The sequence below is a fragment of the Pseudomonas sp. NPDC089534 genome (assembly GCF_044749305.1).
GTDB classification, from domain to species: domain Bacteria; phylum Pseudomonadota; class Gammaproteobacteria; order Pseudomonadales; family Pseudomonadaceae; genus Aquipseudomonas; species Aquipseudomonas ekonensis.
The window spans coordinates 25,028-42,103 of sequence record NZ_JBIVHR010000007.1 but is presented as its reverse complement, the minus strand read 5'-3'; the positions used below and the strand labels follow the sequence as shown (position 1 = coordinate 42,103).

Below are 17,076 nucleotides of genomic sequence, written 5' to 3'. Positions count from 1 at the left end.
CCAATGTCCGATCGCAGCGTCCGCCTCCAGGCCCTCAAGCAAGCACTCAAAGAGCGCATCCTGATACTTGACGGCGGCATGGGCACGATGATCCAGAGCTACAAGCTCGAGGAGCAGGATTACCGCGGCAAGCGCTTCGCCGACTGGCCGAGCGACGTCAAGGGCAACAACGACCTGCTGGTGCTGACCCGTCCGGACGTGATCGGCGGCATCGAAAAGGCCTACCTGGACGCCGGCGCCGACATCCTGGAGACCAACACCTTCAACGCCACCCGGATCTCCATGGCCGACTACGGCATGGAAGAGCTGGTCTACGAACTCAACGTAGAAGGCGCCCGCCTGGCCCGCAAGGTGGCCGACGCGAAAACCCTGGAGAACCCGGACAAGCCGCGCTTCGTCGCCGGCGTCCTCGGCCCGACCAGCCGCACCTGCTCGCTGTCGCCCGACGTGAACAACCCCGGCTACCGCAACGTCACCTTCGACGAGCTGGTGGAGAACTACACCGAGGCCACCAAAGGCCTGATCGAGGGCGGCGCCGACCTGATCCTGATCGAGACCATCTTCGACACCCTCAACGCCAAGGCCGCGATCTTCGCCGTGCAAGGGGTGTTCGAGGAGCTGAACCTCGAATTGCCGATCATGATCTCCGGCACCATCACCGACGCCTCCGGCCGCACCCTGTCGGGCCAGACCACCGAAGCGTTCTGGAACTCCGTGGCCCACGCCAAGCCGATTTCCGTCGGCCTGAACTGCGCCCTCGGCGCCCGCGAGCTGCGCCCGTACCTGGAAGAGCTGTCGGACAAGGCCAGCACCCACGTCTCGGCGCACCCGAACGCCGGCCTGCCGAACGAATTCGGCGAGTACGACGAGCTGCCGGCGGACACCGCCAAAGTCATCGAAGAATTCGCCCAGAGCGGCTTCCTCAACATCGTCGGCGGCTGCTGCGGCACCACGCCGGGGCACATCGAAGCCATCGCCAAGGCCGTGGCCGGCTACGCGCCGCGGCAGATCCCGGACATCCCCAAGGCCTGCCGCCTGTCGGGCCTGGAGCCGTTCACCATCGACCGCAGCTCGCTGTTCGTCAACGTGGGCGAGCGCACCAACATCACCGGCTCCGCCAAGTTCGCCCGCCTGATCCGCGAGGACAACTACACCGAGGCCCTGGAAGTCGCCCTGCAGCAGGTCGAGGCCGGCGCCCAGGTGATCGACATCAACATGGACGAGGGCATGCTCGATTCGAAGAAGGCCATGGTGACCTTCCTCAATCTGATCGCCGGCGAGCCGGACATCTCCCGCGTCCCGATCATGATCGACTCCTCCAAGTGGGACGTGATCGAAGCCGGCCTCAAGTGCATCCAGGGCAAGGGCATCGTCAACTCGATCAGCATGAAAGAAGGCGTCGAGCAGTTCATCCACCACGCCAAGCTGTGCAAGCGCTACGGCGCCGCCGTGGTGGTGATGGCGTTCGACGAGGTCGGCCAGGCGGACACCGAGGCGCGCAAGAAGGAAATCTGCAAGCGCTCCTACGACATCCTGGTCAACGAAGTCGGCTTCCCGCCGGAAGACATCATCTTCGACCCGAACATCTTCGCCGTCGCCACCGGCATCGAAGAGCACAACAACTACGCCGTCGATTTCATCAACGCCTGCGCCTACATCCGCGATGAGCTGCCGTACGCCCTGAGCTCCGGCGGCGTGTCCAACGTGTCGTTCTCGTTCCGCGGCAACAACCCGGTGCGCGAAGCCATCCACTCGGTGTTCCTGCTGTACGCGATCCGCGCCGGCCTCACCATGGGCATCGTCAACGCCGGCCAGCTGGAGATCTACGACCAGATCCCGCAGGAGCTGCGCGACGCCGTCGAGGACGTGATCCTCAACCGCAACGGGGACGCCACCGACGCCCTCCTCGCCATCGCCGACAAGTTCAAGGGCGACGGCAGCGTCAAGGAAGCCGAAACCGAAGAGTGGCGCAGCTGGGACGTCAACAAGCGTCTGGAGCATGCGCTGGTCAAGGGCATCACCACCCACATCGTCGAAGACACCGAAGAGTCGCGCCTGTCGTTCGCCCGCCCGATCGAAGTCATCGAAGGCCCGTTGATGGCGGGCATGAACATCGTCGGCGACCTGTTCGGCGCCGGCAAAATGTTCCTGCCGCAGGTGGTGAAGTCCGCCCGCGTGATGAAACAGGCCGTGGCCCACCTGATCCCGTTCATCGAACTGGAAAAAGGCGACAAGCCGGAGGCCAAGGGCAAGATCCTGATGGCCACCGTGAAAGGCGACGTCCATGACATCGGCAAGAACATCGTCGGCGTGGTGCTGGGCTGCAACGGTTACGACATCGTCGACCTGGGCGTGATGGTGCCGGCGGAGAAGATCCTCCAGGTGGCCCGCGACGAGAAGTGCGACATCATCGGCCTGTCCGGCCTGATCACCCCGTCGCTGGACGAAATGGTGCACGTGGCCCGCGAGATGCAGCGCCAGGACTTCCACCTGCCGCTGATGATCGGTGGCGCGACCACGTCCAAGGCGCACACCGCCGTGAAGATCGAGCCCAAGTACAGCAACGATGCGGTGGTCTACGTCACCGACGCCTCCCGCGCGGTGGGCGTCGCGACCCAACTGCTGTCCAAGGAGCTGAAGGCCGGTTTCGTCGAGAAGACCCGCGCCGAATACGTCGACGTGCGCGAGCGCACCGCCAACCGCAGCGCCCGCACCGAACGCCTGAGCTACGCGGCGGCCATCGCCAAGAAGCCGCAGTTCGACTGGGCCGCCTACGCGCCGGTCAAGCCGACCTTCACCGGCACCCGGGTGCTGGACGACATCGACCTGAACGTGCTGGCCGAGTACATCGACTGGACGCCGTTCTTCATCTCCTGGGACCTGGCCGGCAAGTTCCCGCGCATCCTCGAGGACGAAGTGGTCGGCGAAGCCGCCACCGTGCTGTACAAGGACGCCCGGGAGATGCTGAGCAAACTGATCGACGAGAAGCTGATCAGCGCCCGCGCGGTGTTCGGCTTCTGGCCGGCCAACCAGGTGCATGACGACGACATCGAACTGTACGGCGACGACGGCAAGCCGCTGGCCCGCCTGCACCACCTGCGTCAGCAGACCATCAAGACCGACGGCAAGCCGAACTTCTCCCTGGCCGACTTCGTCGCGCCGAAGGACAGCGAAGTCACCGACTACGTGGGCGGCTTCATCACCACCGCCGGCATCGGCGCCGAGGAAGTGGCCAAGGCCTACCAGGACGCCGGCGACGACTACAACTCGATCATGGTCAAGGCCCTGGCCGACCGCCTGGCCGAGGCCTGCGCCGAGTGGCTCCACGAACAGGTGCGCAAGGAGCACTGGGGCTACGCCAAGGACGAAGCCCTGGACAACGAAGCGCTGATCAAGGAGCAGTACTCCGGCATCCGTCCGGCGCCGGGCTACCCGGCCTGCCCGGACCACACCGAGAAAGCCACGCTGTTCGCCCTGCTCGACCCCGAGTCCAGCGAGATGCGTGCCGGCCGCAGCGGCGTGTTCCTCACCGAGCACTACGCGATGTTCCCGGCGGCGGCGGTCAGCGGCTGGTACTTCGCCCACCCGCAGGCGCAGTACTTCGCCGTGGGCAAGGTCGACAAGGACCAGGTGCAGAGCTACACCTCGCGCAAGGGCCAGGAACTGAGCGTCACCGAACGCTGGCTGGCGCCGAACCTGGGCTACGACGACTGAGGCCCGCGTCGGCCCTTGTGCCCGCACACGGCACAAGGGCCGCCCTGCCCGGTTCCGCCCCGCCCGCCTTCATTCCTCCAGGCCGGAACTGTCGCCGGACGACTCGTCTGACGTTCCCTCCTGATCCTCGATCCAGTCTTCCAGCCGCTCACGGGACATCCCGAGCGCGCTGGAGGCACCGGTCCTTTCCATGTAAGCCCGAATGCGCAGCAGGCTCTCGGTCGACAGCGTGCGCACGGCTCCGTAGATTCGTGTCCCTGCCAGCAAGCGGTCATGGCTGCCGTCGAATGCCTTGGCGGGAATCTCCCTGATGGGGTTTCCGACCAGACTCAACGCCTCCAGACGCGGTGCAGCCAAAACGCTGTCGGGCCATTGCCGCAGGTCGTTGCCGTTGAGCCGCAAGCTGCTCAGCGACTCAGGAAGCGAGCCGTCGAAACGCCTCAGCTGGTTGTAGCTCAGGTCCAGTTGTTCCAGCCTCCGCAAAGCCTGCAGGACGTCGCCGTCGACGGACCGGAGTCGGTTATAGCTCAATGTGAGCGTGGTCAGCCGGTGCGCAGCCCCCAGATCCTGGATGACGCCCTGGAGATCGTCGAGACGATTGCCGGACAACCCCAGCGACTCCAGCGCCGTCATTGCGGCGACGGCCGTCGGCAAGCGCCGCAGCTCATTGAGGCCCAGCTCCAGCGAGCGCAGTCCGCTGAACGGCGCAAGGAACCCTTGCAGATCCGCTTCGTTCAGGCCGAGCTCGCGCAAATGCAGGCTCCGGACGTGGGCGAAACCGGCAGGCAGCCGGGGCAGCACCCCCAGCCCGCGAAAAGGTGAGAGATCCAGACGTGGGCCTCCCTCAGCCCCGACGCCGGCCAGTCCCTCCGTCCAGCACGCGATGATCGCCTTGGCGGCCTCTGCGCGCCCCTGCGACGAGGTCCATCGCCCGTGCTGCAACGCACTGCCGGTGCGCCGGGAAAAGATCCAGCCGTTGAGTTCACGCGTCAGCGATTCGAAGTGCAGCTCCCATTCATTGAGAACCAGACCGACCTGTTCGTCCGTAGCGCCGGCACGCAGTCCCTGTACCCGCACCGCCGCCTCATCCTCGCTCAAGGCGGCGTCGATCCTGCGCAGGCGTGCGACAAAGGACGGTTCACCCTCGCCGGCCGGCAACGGAGCCGGCCACGGCAGCAGCCTGCCGGCGAGCAACGTGCCGTTTTCGAAGGGGCGCGCATCCGGTTCGGGAACGGGTTCCAGAAAGAACCTCTTGAGCACGCCGCGGGGCAGGCCGAGTGCGAGTTCGCAGCGTTCGTGCGCCCCTTGCAGTTGCATCCGTCCCTGCGCGGACAGCGCCGCTCCGCTCAGGTTGGTGTTGAGCAGCAGGTCATCGCGCGCCAGCACTTGCGCAGGCAGCTCGCCGATGGCGGTATCGCGCAGGTCTACCCAACTCAGATGGCGCAGCCCCTCGGCCCCCTGCGGCCAAGCCTGGAGCAGGCGCGAGCCGTTGAGCATCAGGCGCCGCAGGCGCGGCATGGCGGAGACATCCAGGCGAAGCAGCTGGGCCCCAGGCAATTCCAGGCTTTCCAGCGCCGGGAACTGGCGCAGGAACCGTTGAATGGCGGGGTCGGCGGCCGTAACGGCGCGCAACCGCAGCTCGGTCACATGAGTGAACGCGGTCGACAATGCCGGCAGCGTTCCGTCACTGAGCAGATCGAGCCGGCCAAAGGCCGGGCTCTCTTTGACAAAAGGCGTCGAGCGCCAGCTTCGCTCCAGGTCCTTGGCCATGCGATGACGTATCGGGTGGTCCTCGCGCAGGCCGGCCCACGCCTCCAGATCCCTTTCCAGCCCGGTCCATTCCTCCCAAAGGCCTTCAAGCCAACGCTGAATCCGGGCGTCGTCCAGCCCTGCCCTGAGCCTTTCGAGCAGGGCGCCATTGGCCTCTGCGATCGTCATGTCCGGATAAAGGCAAAGCAGTTGCCCGAGCAACCTGGCGTTCAGGCCGGCATTGCCGAGCGCCCCTTCGCCGCTGGCGGGATAACCCACACGATACCGACCGACTCTCTGCGCCGGCCTGAACCGGCGGCGTGTCGCGCCACGCGTCGCCAACACCTGCACGCACTCATCGATGTGCCCGACGGCGTAGTTGCCGATGGCGCGCCGCAGTTCCGCGCCCTGCTGCGCAACGGACAGGCCCAGGGCCTGGCGAACCTGCACCGGCAAGGCCTGCGCGACAGCCGCGAAAAAATCGCCGGACGAATCGAAGGGTTGAGACAGGCTTCGGCCTTGCCCATCGAGCGCCAGGTACACCGGGCCTCTTTTCACCACATGGCTGCGCAGGACGGCCGATTCGCTGCCGAGGCCATCGACCAGCCGTCCTGCGAACTGCCCTTCATGGATCTCCAGCCGCAGGTCAACGGGCCAACCCGGCAACCGCGCCAACGCGTGCAAGGCCAGCCGCCGGGCATCCGTGGTCATCATATTGTCCATGTGCAGCCCGGACAGCGCCCTGGTCAGGCGCCCACGCCGCGCATGCCAACGCGTTTGCGCCAGCATCTTGCCCCGCACCTGGCCGGTCGCCCTGAAGCCGGCGAAGGCATCGCTGTCGGCGTCCGCGAGCACTTCCTGCGCAGCGGCATCACGGAGCCTCGGCCAGGCCCGCCGCAACGCCTCGACCTCGGGATCCGCCGAGGCGCCGCTGCGGTCAATGCGCTCGAACAGTTCGACCCGACGGGCCCGGAGATGGGCGGCCAACCCGTCGCGCAACGTCTGGGGACGCCAGACCCGTTTCTGCGCGGCTTCGTCCCCCAACAGTCCGGCGATCTCGGCCTCATCCAGCTCCGCAAGGATGCGCATGGGCAATTCACCGGCCAGGATGTTCTGGAGGCTCACCCGGATCGGCCCCTTCGCCGGCTCGGCAGACGGTGCACGCTCACCGCCGTAGACGACGGGAATGCCTGTCCGGCGCGGGTCGGCGAACACCTCGAGCTTTCTGCCGGCGGGCCAGTGCGGCGACCGGGTCAGCAGACTCAACGCATGCAGGTAACGTTCATCGATGCTGTGCCCGTTGTGTACCTGATCGATCACCTGCGTCACCTCACGGTCGACGTCAAACAGGCGTATCGCGTCGGCCAGTTCCGCCACCGGCGGCAGTTTGTCCAAGTGCATCTTGCGCAAGGCGTCGTCGCTGACGCCGCCGATGTCGGCGATCCTGAGCAACTGCTCATCCGAATAGGCATCGCCGATGTGCCCCACACGCCGCAACAGCGTGCGCCGATCCCAGGCCAGCGGGTTTTCCAATGCATGACGCCAGGCACCGGCGCCGTTGTGGGTCAGCACCGGCTGCCAGGCCTGCGGCTCGCGGGGATGCCTGATCCGCCAGCGCCTGATGGCGCGATCGTAGAACTGTTCGTAGGCTTTGCCGTCGATGCGGACATATGCCTTGCCGTCGAGCGCGTAGCGCCCTTGGTCATCGGGCGTGCCCCGGATCTCGACAGGGGCCTCGTAGCCATCGAGGCCGGCCCTGATCAGGCGCCGGTCGCCATTGGGCAGCGTGACCGGGTGCAGGTTTTCGATCACCGGTTCCGGCGCCACCCTCGCCAGCCCGGACAGCGCTTTGCCGGCAACGGCGAAGGCCCCGGCCAGCAACAGGTTCTGCCCGACATCCAGCAAGTGTGCCTTGGCCGCCTTACGGTCGCCTTCGCCCCATTCAACGACGCCTTCGATGGACGCCTCCAGCAGTTGGCAAGCCATCACCCCCATCATCACCTCGCCCAGCACCGGCACGAACATCGAGACCGCGTTGAGCGCCAGCATGCCGATGCCGAACAGTCCGGCGAAGCGCTCCTCCCGCGCCCTGGCGTCAACATCGGCCGTCGGCACCGCATAGCTGCGTGCGTCTTCGATCGCTTGCCTGCGGTGGCGCTCGAACAGGTAACCCCAGAATCCGCCGCTCTGCGAAGTCGGTTGCTCCGGATGACGGATGTTCACCGCGAGAAAGGGGTCGTCTTCAGGCACTTGCGCCACGGCCGGCGCAGGCGGCACACGCGTGAACAGCAGACTGCGCAAGGACGAGTCGGTGAAGTCGCCGATCGCGGCCCACAGGTTTCCGGCTCCCGTGTCCGGCGCATCCTTCCTGAACTGGCTGAAGTAATGCGCACGTTCGGCATACGGCACGAACCGGCTGAAAAACGCCTGATAGGCCGAAGGGGATCCATCGGCCGGCGCATGCTCGGTGAAGCGTTGTTTCAGCGCGCCGCCCATCTCCCAGAAATTGAGCCGCTTCAAGGGATGCCGGGGGTCGTCGGGGATGTAAACCAACAACTCATCGATCGGCTCGTCCGGTTCGCCGACCGCGAAGACCATGCACCCGGCCAACCGCAGCCTCATCAGGGTCAGATCGAACAGCCAGACCTTCTTGTCGCCCAACGGGGGGCGTGGTCCGGCGTGGGTCAACCACAGGAGCAAAGCGTGATCCTCGGGCCCGATATCGTGCTGCAACCTGGCCCGCTCGGCCGCTGCGCGCAACGCGGCTTTCTGTGCCGCGGCGAACTGCTGGCGAAGCGCATGCTGCGCCGCGGGGCGAGCCGGGTACAGAAAGCGCTTGAGGTGCTGCCGATACCGCGTGCCGATGTCCAGCGTTCGACACGCCTGAACGAACTGTCGGACGGTCAGGTGCGTCTTCACCCGGCGCCGTCGGCCCTTGCGACGCATGACAAAGAAGCCCGACGACCGGTGAAAGGCGTCCGGTTCGCACTCGGCCTCCTCGAAGTTGTGCAACGCGGCCTGCAGCAATGTCCTGCATGACGCCTCAAAGAAGCCCTTTTCCACAGAAAGCACTGCGGTCTCGACCGCCAAGGTCAGCCGCAGGAAAGTCTTGTCGACATCCAGTTCCACGTTGAACCGGTCCTTCAGGTGCCTGGTCAACAGCGGCCTGGCGAAATCGTGAATGTCCAGCAGGCCGGCCATGGCCTTGCCGAGCCGGCTCTGCGCCCGCCAATGGGCGGCCAGGCTGTCATCGAAAGCCTGGCGCTCCCGCTTCGTGGCCTTGCCGTACCAGGTCGGCAGCGGCGCATCGGCGGCCCTCAACGCCGCAAACTGCTGCGGGGTGGCCTGCATGAGCCAATCGGGCACGGACTGTTCCAGCAACGGCGCGTGAATGCTGCGAGTGACGTGCAGGTGCGGGGGGGACTGCGGGTCGGACGGGGATCGGCTGGACATGGTTCGGCTCCGGAAAACGGGAGCACAAGCACATCACCCGGCAACGGCCGCGTTGCGGTAGCCGGTTATCGGACGGCCGAGGAATACGTTAGAAGGCTTTTCAGCGCGCGGCGCCGGGCAACGGGGGCAGGATTGGCTATGCTCAATGGGCAAACATTCAGACGGGGGATTTATGGACGATCCAGTCGACAACAAGCCGCCGACCTTCTGGCAGATGGTGCACAGCGTCATGGCCGCTGCGTTCGGGGTGCAGAGCGGAAAGAACCGCGCCAGGGACTTCACCCATGGCAAGCCCAGCCATTTCGTGATCCTGGGCATTGCGTTCACGGCGCTGTTCGCCCTGACGCTGTTCGCCATCGTCAAGCTGGTGGTGCATCTGGCGGGTGTCTGATTCGCGTCAGTGCATCAGCGTCTGCAGGCTGAACGGGTAACGGTAGGAAGCCGGCCGCCCCTTGGCCGACAGCTTGCGGAACTGCACACCGTAGTCAGGGAAATTGCCCATGGCCAGCATCTGCCGGGCATGCCCCTTGTCGATCAGTTGCATCAATTGAATCTGCCGGTCGCGGCCACCGTACCGATCCAGATCGACGCCCTGCGCATGATCGTGCAGTTCCACCAGCGCCCAGCCGCCCAAGGTGAAGTGCCCGCCGAGCAACGCGCTCAAGCGCCCGTCGACCAGCGCCTGCAAGGCCGCCGGCGACGTGTTGACCGCACTGAACAGCACATCCTTGCCCGGCACCTTGCCCGCTTCGGAAAAGGCCTGCATCGCCCCGAACGCCATCTCGTCGTTGGCTGACCACACCAGCGAGACCTTCGGGTAGCGCGCCTGCAGCTGCTTGGCCTGTTCGTAGGCGCGCTGCCGTGTCCAGCCGCTGTAGACCAGCTGGCGCAGGCGCACCTGGGGATGCTCGGCCAGCGCCCGCTGCATGCCCTTCTCACGCAACTGCGCCGACGGCGTGATCTTGAGGCCCGAGAACGCCAGCAGCTCGATGTCCTCGCCGGGCGCCGCCGGCGGGTGCAGGCGGATCAGCTCCTTCATCATCAGGTAGCCGCCCTCCTCGTCATTGGGCACCAGGCTGCCGATCCGGTCGGCGCGCTCGCCCACCAGGCTCTGCTGATTGGGGGTCAGCGCGGCATTGACCATGAACAGTTTCACGCCGCTGTTGTAGGCCATGCGCAGAATCTGCGGCGCCACGTACTGCTCATTGGCGAACACCAGGTAGTCCGGCCGGCCGGGGCCTTGCAGCGCCTGCCGGGCCTGGGCCAGGGTCACTTCGGGACGGCGTTGGGAATAGACGATCTCAAGGTCGATGCCCAGGTCCCGGGCGGCGGCCTGCATGAACTGCGAATAGCTGACCCAGAACGCTTCCTGCTCCGTGCCCGGATTGAGGAAAAGCACCGACTCCGCCCGCGCGCAGGATCCGAAGAGCGCGCCGAACAGCAGCAGGCTGAGGTGGAGAAACTTCAACATGAAACATCCGGGCCCAAGGAAAAATGGCCGCGCATTATAGCCTTCGTTCAACCGGCCACAGGCGCGTGATCCTGCATTTTGTCCGACAATCGTCGGAACCGGGCCCGGACAGGTCGTTTATTGATGACTGACCCAGAACACCGCCGTGCCCACGACCAGAATGATCAGGAACAGAATGGCCCAGGCATCGACGGTGCTGTCGCTCTTCCTTGCTTTGGTTGGGTTGCTCATTGCATCGCCTCTTGTCGGTTTTGTCGGTGATTGCAGAAAGACTCGACCACAGTTAAGACGATGATTGTCCGCACGACAAATGTGGGTTAGCGGATACCCGTTCTCATTAGGCGATTTGGTTCTTTACATATACTCAAACATCACTTTTGCGCATAAACGCAAACGGGTATATTGCCCCGGCTCCGTTGGGAGTGCGCGGCCGTGCGCGCAGAATTGCAGAGCATCCCTCGGTCTCCAGCAAGCGAAAAAAGCAGCGTTTTCCGAGTGGCCCAAGCCTGAGAACAGGACTTATATGTACGTATACGACGAATACGATCAGCGGATCATCGAGGACCGCGTCAAGCAGTTCCGTGATCAGACCCGACGCTATCTGGCAGGTGAGCTGAGCGAAGAGGAATTCCGGCCGCTGCGCCTGCAGAACGGCCTGTACATCCAGCGTTTCGCCCCGATGCTGCGGGTGGCGGTGCCCTACGGCCAGCTGACCTCGCGTCAGGTGCGCATGATGGCCAAGATCGCCCGCGACTACGACAAGGGCTACGCCCACATCAGCACCCGGCAGAACGTGCAGTTCAACTGGCCGGCGGTGGAAGACATCCCGGACATCCTCGCCGAGCTGGCCACCGTGCAGATGCACGCGATCCAGACCAGCGGCAACTGCCTGCGCAACGTCACCACCGACCAGTTCGCCGGCGTCGCGTTCGACGAACTGATCGACCCGCGCCCGTGGTGCGAGATCGTCCGTCAGTGGACCACGTTCCACCCGGAATTCGCCTACCTGCCGCGCAAGTTCAAGATCGCCGTCAACGGTTCGACCTCCGACCGCGCCGCCATCGAAGTCCACGACATCGGCCTTGAGCCGGTGCACAACGCCGCCGGCGAGCTGGGCTTCCGCGTGCTGGTGGGCGGCGGCCTGGGCCGCACCCCGGTGGTCGGGGCGTTCATCAACGAGTTCCTGCCGTGGCAGGACCTGCTGAGCTACCTCGACGCCATCCTGCGGGTCTACAACCGCTACGGCCGTCGCGACAACAAATACAAGGCGCGGATCAAGATCCTCGTCAAGGCGCTGACCCCTGAGGTCTTCGCCGAGAAGGTCGACGCCGAAATGCAGCACCTGCGCGGCGGCCAGACCACCCTGACCGAAGCCGAAGTGCACCGCGTCGCCAAACACTTCGTCGATCCGGACTACAAGGCCCTGGACAACCAGGCCGCCGAACTGGCCGCGCTCGACAAGGAACACCCGGGCTTCGCCCGCTGGCGCACCCGCAACACCCTGGCCCACAAGAAGCCGGGCTATGTGGCCGTCACCCTGTCGCTGAAACCGACCGGCGTCGCGCCGGGCGACATCACCGACAAGCAACTCGACGCCGTCGCCGACCTGGCCGAGCGCTACAGCTACGGCCAACTGCGCACCTCCCACGAGCAGAACATCATTCTGGCCGACGTCGAGCAAAGCCAGCTGTTCACCCTGTGGGGCGAGCTGCGCGAGCAAGGGTTCGCCACGCCGAACATCGGCCTGCTGACCGACATCATCTGCTGCCCGGGCGGCGACTTCTGCTCCCTGGCCAACGCCAAGTCGATCCCGATCGCCGAATCGATCCAACGCCGCTTCGACGACTTGGACTACCTGTTCGACATCGGCGAGCTGGACCTGAACATCTCCGGCTGCATGAACGCCTGCGGCCACCACCACGTCGGCCACATCGGCATCCTCGGGGTGGACAAGAAAGGCGAGGAGTTCTATCAGGTGTCCCTCGGCGGCAGCGCCAGCCGCGACGCCAGCCTGGGCAAGATCCTCGGCCCGTCCTTCGCCCAGGAAGACATGCCCGACGTGATCTCCAAGCTGATCGACGTCTACGTGGAGCAGCGCACCGAAGACGAGCGCTTCATCGACACCTACCAGCGTATCGGCATCGACCTCTTCAAGGAACGCGTCTATGCAGCGAATCATTAAGAACAACGAGGTCATCGACGAAACCTGGCACCTGCTGCCCAAGGATTCGACCCTCGACGGCATCTCCAACTGCGACGACCTGATCGTGCCGCTGGCCCTGTGGCGCGACCACGGCCATGCGCTCAAGGCCCGCGACGGCGGCCTGGGCGTCTGGCTGGACGCCGACGAAGAAGCCGAGGAGATCGGCGACGACGTGGACCAGTTCCAGGTCATTGCCCTGAACTTCCCGGCCTTCACCGACGGCCGCAACTACTCCAATGCCCGCCTGCTGCGTGACCGCTACGGCTTCAAGGGCGAGCTGCGGGCGATCGGCGACGTGTTGCGCGACCAGCTGTTCTACATGCACCGCTGCGGATTCGATGCCTACGCCCTGCGCGCCGACAAGGATCCGTACGAAGCCCTGGAAAGCCTCAAGGACTTCTCGGTGACCTACCAGGCCGCCACCGACGAACCGCTGCCGCTGTTCCGTCGCCGCTGACTGTCAGTGTCCTGCCCGCTTTGATCAAGGCGGGCAGGACAGCGACACACCCAAGGCTCAGCCGTTCATCGGCACCGGCCGCCCCAACGCCACCCAGTCCCTGTAGAACCGCACCCGGTTCTCCAGCTCACCGAACGCCACAAACGGGTTTTCGGCGTCGCCGAACGCGCCTTCCAGCCATCGGCTCAGGAACCCCCACAGTTCGTCGATGGCATCGGCCTGCAACAGCAGCGTCCATACGCGTGCCTGCAGATCCACATAACCCACCAAAAAATCTGCGGTCAGGCTCAAGCCACTCACCATTCGCAGCAATGCGCCGCCCGACGGTTTCGCCGCCACCCGCGTCCATGCCGACCTTCGCGCCTGTTTCAAGGCCTCACCGCCCTCACGCAACCACGACTGGACACTGACATCCGACTGCGATGGGTTGAGCCACAGGTTGATGCCGGTGTGCCGGCGATGCGAGACCACCCTTTCCAGCGTGCCTTCATCAGACAAGGGGTTGCCCCACAGCAGTACGCGCTCGCGCGAAATGGCCTGGCTGAACACCGCCGGGGGCACCCGTTCGATCCGGTTGCCGGCCAGGTTCAGCAGCGTCATGCAGGGTTGCTCCGGGATCCCGATGGGGCAGCGGGTGATTCCGGTGTTCCTCAGGTTAAGGACGCGCAGTTCACCCATGCCCAGCACCACCGGCGCCTCCGACAGCGGGTTGTCGCTCAGGTCGAGCTCTTGCAGGTGGGTCAGCTCCCGGAACTGCGATGCCGTGGACTCCTCGAGTTCCAGGAAGGTCGAGCGCAGGTTCAGCCGGGTCAGATGACGCATCCTCAGGATCGAAGGCGGCAACGCCCCCTCCAATGCGCCGTTGCCGTTCAGGCGACGCAGGTCCGCGCTTTCCAGATTCAAGGTGAGCAGGTTCGGGAAGCTCTCAAGGAATCCGTCCAGGCTCTCCCGCTCGACCACGTGCACCCCGCGCATCGACAGTTCGAACACGTCTTCGAAACGGATCCGGGTGACCGGCAGGCGGAAATAGTCCTCGAAGGCCAGATCGAGGCGATACACCTCCCTCTGTTCACCGGCCACGACACGATTGATCCTGGGAGGCCGCTTCTGCCAGATGGCCATCAGTTCATGGGCAAGCTCAGTGCGCATCGCACGCTCCTGGGCGATGGCCTCCTCCAGCAGGTTGCGGTTGTGCCCGGCCAACTGCGCCGGCGTCATCTGCGCCGCCTCGGCGTCGTCCGGCTCCAGGAAGTCGATGTCCATTTCGTCGATATCGGTCGCGGACAGTCCGATCCAACCGTTCAGGTCGAGGTTCAGCTGATCCAGCTCCAGGCGCAACGCCGCCAGCGTCGACTGCGCCTGCAGGCCGGCCCGGTGCAGCCAGGCATCCGCCTGGGCATTGTCGAACTCCGGATAGAGCTCCTTGACCTGCAGGCGATCCATCTCGACCGTCAAGCCCTGCCCGCCCAGGGTTGGGGGAAACCCGCCCCCCGCCAGCCGGCTCCAGGACTCGAACGCCAGGCCCGCGTCCGTTCGCTGCAGCCCCTGCTGCAGTTCGCCGCGGGGCAACGCATGCTCGCCCACCTTCAGACGCAAAGCGCCGGCGGGATCCGACGATGCCAGGCCCAACGACGACCGCTCCTGCTCCGTCAGCGCGGCAGGCAAGGCCCGGAACAGATCAACGGCCTCGTCCGGCGCCCCGCCGCTGGCCCGATAACGGCTGCCCACCTTGATCAACCGGCGGATGTCTTGGGCGCCCGGCGCCCCGGCACGCTCCAGCACACGACCGCTGATCGAGCTGTCCAGCACCTGGACGGCCACCCCCGACGGCCAGCCCGGCAAGTGCCTCAGGGTATGCAGCACGAGCCTGTCCGTGTCCGGATTGTTCATGGCGCGCAGGTAGAGCCCCGCATAGGCCTGATCCAGACGGGCATGGGCCTGGTAATGACGGGCCTTGCCGTCCAGCGTCCTGAGCGCACGCCGGGCCTGCTTCGGGTCGAAAGCACGTCCGGCATCGATGTCCGCGCGTTCGAACAGCTGTTCGATGGCCTCTTTGGGCAACCCCGGATACTGCTCCTGAAACAACCGCACCCATCCGTTCTCCGAGCGCTGAAGCGCCAGGTAGCGTCTGCTGAACTGCTCCGCGCGAACGGCGGGATCCAGCGCCGGATCAATCGCCTGCTCAAGCCTGAACCGGTTGATGGCGTCCGCCAGCAAAGGAAACGGCGTCCGACCGTCGCCGGTCAATTGCCGCTCTTCATTGCCCCAGGTGACGACCCGCTCAATCTGCCTCAGCGCCTCATCGGTGAAGGACGCGACGGATTCACCCAGTGCGCGCAGCGCGGCCGGGCGCACGGTTGCCGCCTCCCGCGTACCGCCGGACACCTTGCCGGCCGGCAGCAGGGCCGGCGCCCCCTCCTCCGAGGCCCGCAAGGCCCGGGCTTCGTTCTTCAGCGCCGTGAGTTCCCCGGCCATCGGCAACGCGTTGAGCAGACCGAACACGGTACGCGTCAGCCCTTCGGACTGAGTCTGCGCGTCGCTGCCGTTGACCGCGGCATCGAGGCCATAGCCCGCATCGATCAGCCCCGCCAGCGCCAGCACGCCCTCGCCGCCGGGCACAAACAGGGCCAGCGGCGCGTAGCGGTTGATCCATTGCACGACCGGTTCGACCACGGCGCTGAGCTCATCGCGATTGACCTGGGCATCGTCGCGGATACCGTCGACACCGGCGAGCGCCGCCTGTTTCATCGTCAGCACCCCTTGGGCGAACGGATCGCACCGCTCGGCCGGCCGCAGTTCGACATAGTCGTCGGGATTCCAGTAGCCATCGTTGTTGAAGAACCCGGCCGTCCGGCCCAGCCAGTGTTCCTTCGGATACAGCCCCATGCCGTCCAGTGCGGTCAGGACGCCGGCGTGGAACAGGCCGTCCTCGATGTCCTGCGCGGCGAAGTGCGCCGCCAGCGCTCGCCGGCTCCCTTCGGCCCGGCCCTGGGCCGCGAACCATTGCGCCATCTGGCCGGTGTCCTTGAATTCGTGCAGCGGCGATGAATTGCCGGGAATGTGCAGAAGCACCCGGTGGCTGACCCGGTCAAGGAAGTACCCGATGTCCTTGGCCGTGTAACGGTAGATGGCCAAGCGGCCGAACTCGATGCCCTCCGGCATTCGGGTGGCGGCCTGCAATTGGGCAAAGGTCAGATCCTTCCATTGCAGATCCGCCGGCAGGCCTGCACTCCGCAACGCCAGCGCCAACCCCTCGGGGGTCAGGCTGCGCTCCCCGCGCTGCAGATACGCACTCATGATGAAGGCGGCTTTCACGGCCGTTCTCAAGGGATAAGGGGCGTCGGACAGCAGGGTCTCGTCCGCAGGCCAAAAGTCATCCAGATAGGCCCGGTACAGCGAACGCAGCTCCAGGTTCCAGACCCATCGCTTGAAATCCGCCGCACGGATCGCCAATTGCGTGGAGGGGCCGTAGACCTGAGGCGACGTCTGGCGGTAAATGCCTTCATAGTTGCGCAGGTAACCCGGCTCGTTCGCGGTATCACCTGCGCCTGAGTCCTGGACAACGATGGTCGGGCCGATGTCCGGCGGCGTGTACAGGCCGAACAGATCTTCGCCGAACGCGCCGTCCGCCACCGTCTGGTAATTGTCCAGCAAGGCCCGGATCAGCGTGCGCGAGCGCGTCACCTTGCCGTGATGCACGCCGTTCTTGCCTACGTCCGTGTCACGGTCGTAGTCGAGCGTGACCATGCGGGTGGTCTGCGGGTCGATGTCTGCGCCCCACCGAGAGCGGATCCGGGCAATGCCGTAGGCTTGCGGCGTCAGGGGAAGCGCTGACGCCACCGTGGCGTCCAGCGCCGAGCGCATGTCCGGGTCGGAAGGATTCAGGGAACGGGGTTCGTCTTTTCTGTCGGTCATGATCGCAATGCAATCCTTTGCGGTGCGGGAGATACCGCAACGTAACCCGACGGACTTCATTTGGAAGTAGGAACGGTCAGCGGCGCCGAACGGACTTTTCTCATCTGTAGCCGG

The 17,076-nt window shown here is 65.4% G+C and carries 7 protein-coding genes; 4 read left to right on the top strand and 3 right to left on the bottom strand.

Annotation, left to right across the window (positions count from 1 at the left end; genetic code table 11):
• Positions 1-3: 3 nt before the first annotated feature.
• Entirely contained in the window at positions 4-3,714 is a 3,711-nt protein-coding gene (metH, locus tag ACIP0B_RS03490) for a methionine synthase (RefSeq protein WP_400829815.1), read from the top strand.
• Between the two features lie 69 nt (positions 3,715-3,783).
• Here metH and ACIP0B_RS03485 read toward each other — a convergent pair whose 3' ends face one another.
• Positions 3,784-8,916 (bottom strand): dermonecrotic toxin domain-containing protein, encoded by a 5,133-nt coding sequence (locus ACIP0B_RS03485; RefSeq protein ID WP_400829813.1) that lies wholly within the window; start codon positions 8,914-8,916, stop codon positions 3,784-3,786.
• 172 nt (positions 8,917-9,088) lie between these two features.
• Here ACIP0B_RS03485 and ACIP0B_RS03480 point away from each other — a divergent pair, with 172 nt between their 5' ends.
• On the top strand, positions 9,089-9,307 hold the full coding sequence (locus ACIP0B_RS03480) for a DUF2970 domain-containing protein (protein ID WP_085586170.1): 219 nt from the start codon (positions 9,089-9,091) through the stop codon (positions 9,305-9,307).
• A gap of 6 nt (positions 9,308-9,313) precedes the next feature.
• Here the strand turns inward: ACIP0B_RS03480 and ACIP0B_RS03475 are convergent, their stop codons facing one another.
• On the bottom strand, positions 9,314-10,387 hold the full coding sequence (locus tag ACIP0B_RS03475; RefSeq protein WP_400829811.1) for an ABC transporter substrate-binding protein: 1,074 nt from the start codon (positions 10,385-10,387) through the stop codon (positions 9,314-9,316).
• A 523-nt stretch (positions 10,388-10,910) separates the two neighbouring features.
• Between ACIP0B_RS03475 and ACIP0B_RS03470 the strand changes: the two genes are divergently transcribed.
• A complete protein-coding gene (locus ACIP0B_RS03470; protein ID WP_400829809.1) occupies positions 10,911-12,569 on the top strand; it encodes a nitrite/sulfite reductase in 1,659 nt (552 codons plus the stop codon).
• The gene (locus ACIP0B_RS03465) at positions 12,553-13,047 is read left to right on the top strand and encodes a DUF934 domain-containing protein (protein WP_400829808.1); all 495 of its coding nucleotides are present in this window, start codon (positions 12,553-12,555) and stop codon (positions 13,045-13,047) included. The genes ACIP0B_RS03470 and ACIP0B_RS03465 overlap by 17 nt, the downstream gene beginning before the upstream one ends.
• Positions 13,048-13,104: 57 nt before the next feature.
• Here ACIP0B_RS03465 and ACIP0B_RS03460 read toward each other — a convergent pair whose 3' ends face one another.
• Positions 13,105-16,962 (bottom strand): dermonecrotic toxin domain-containing protein, encoded by a 3,858-nt coding sequence (locus ACIP0B_RS03460; RefSeq protein ID WP_400829806.1) that lies wholly within the window; start codon positions 16,960-16,962, stop codon positions 13,105-13,107.
• Positions 16,963-17,076: the final 114 nt, after the last annotated feature.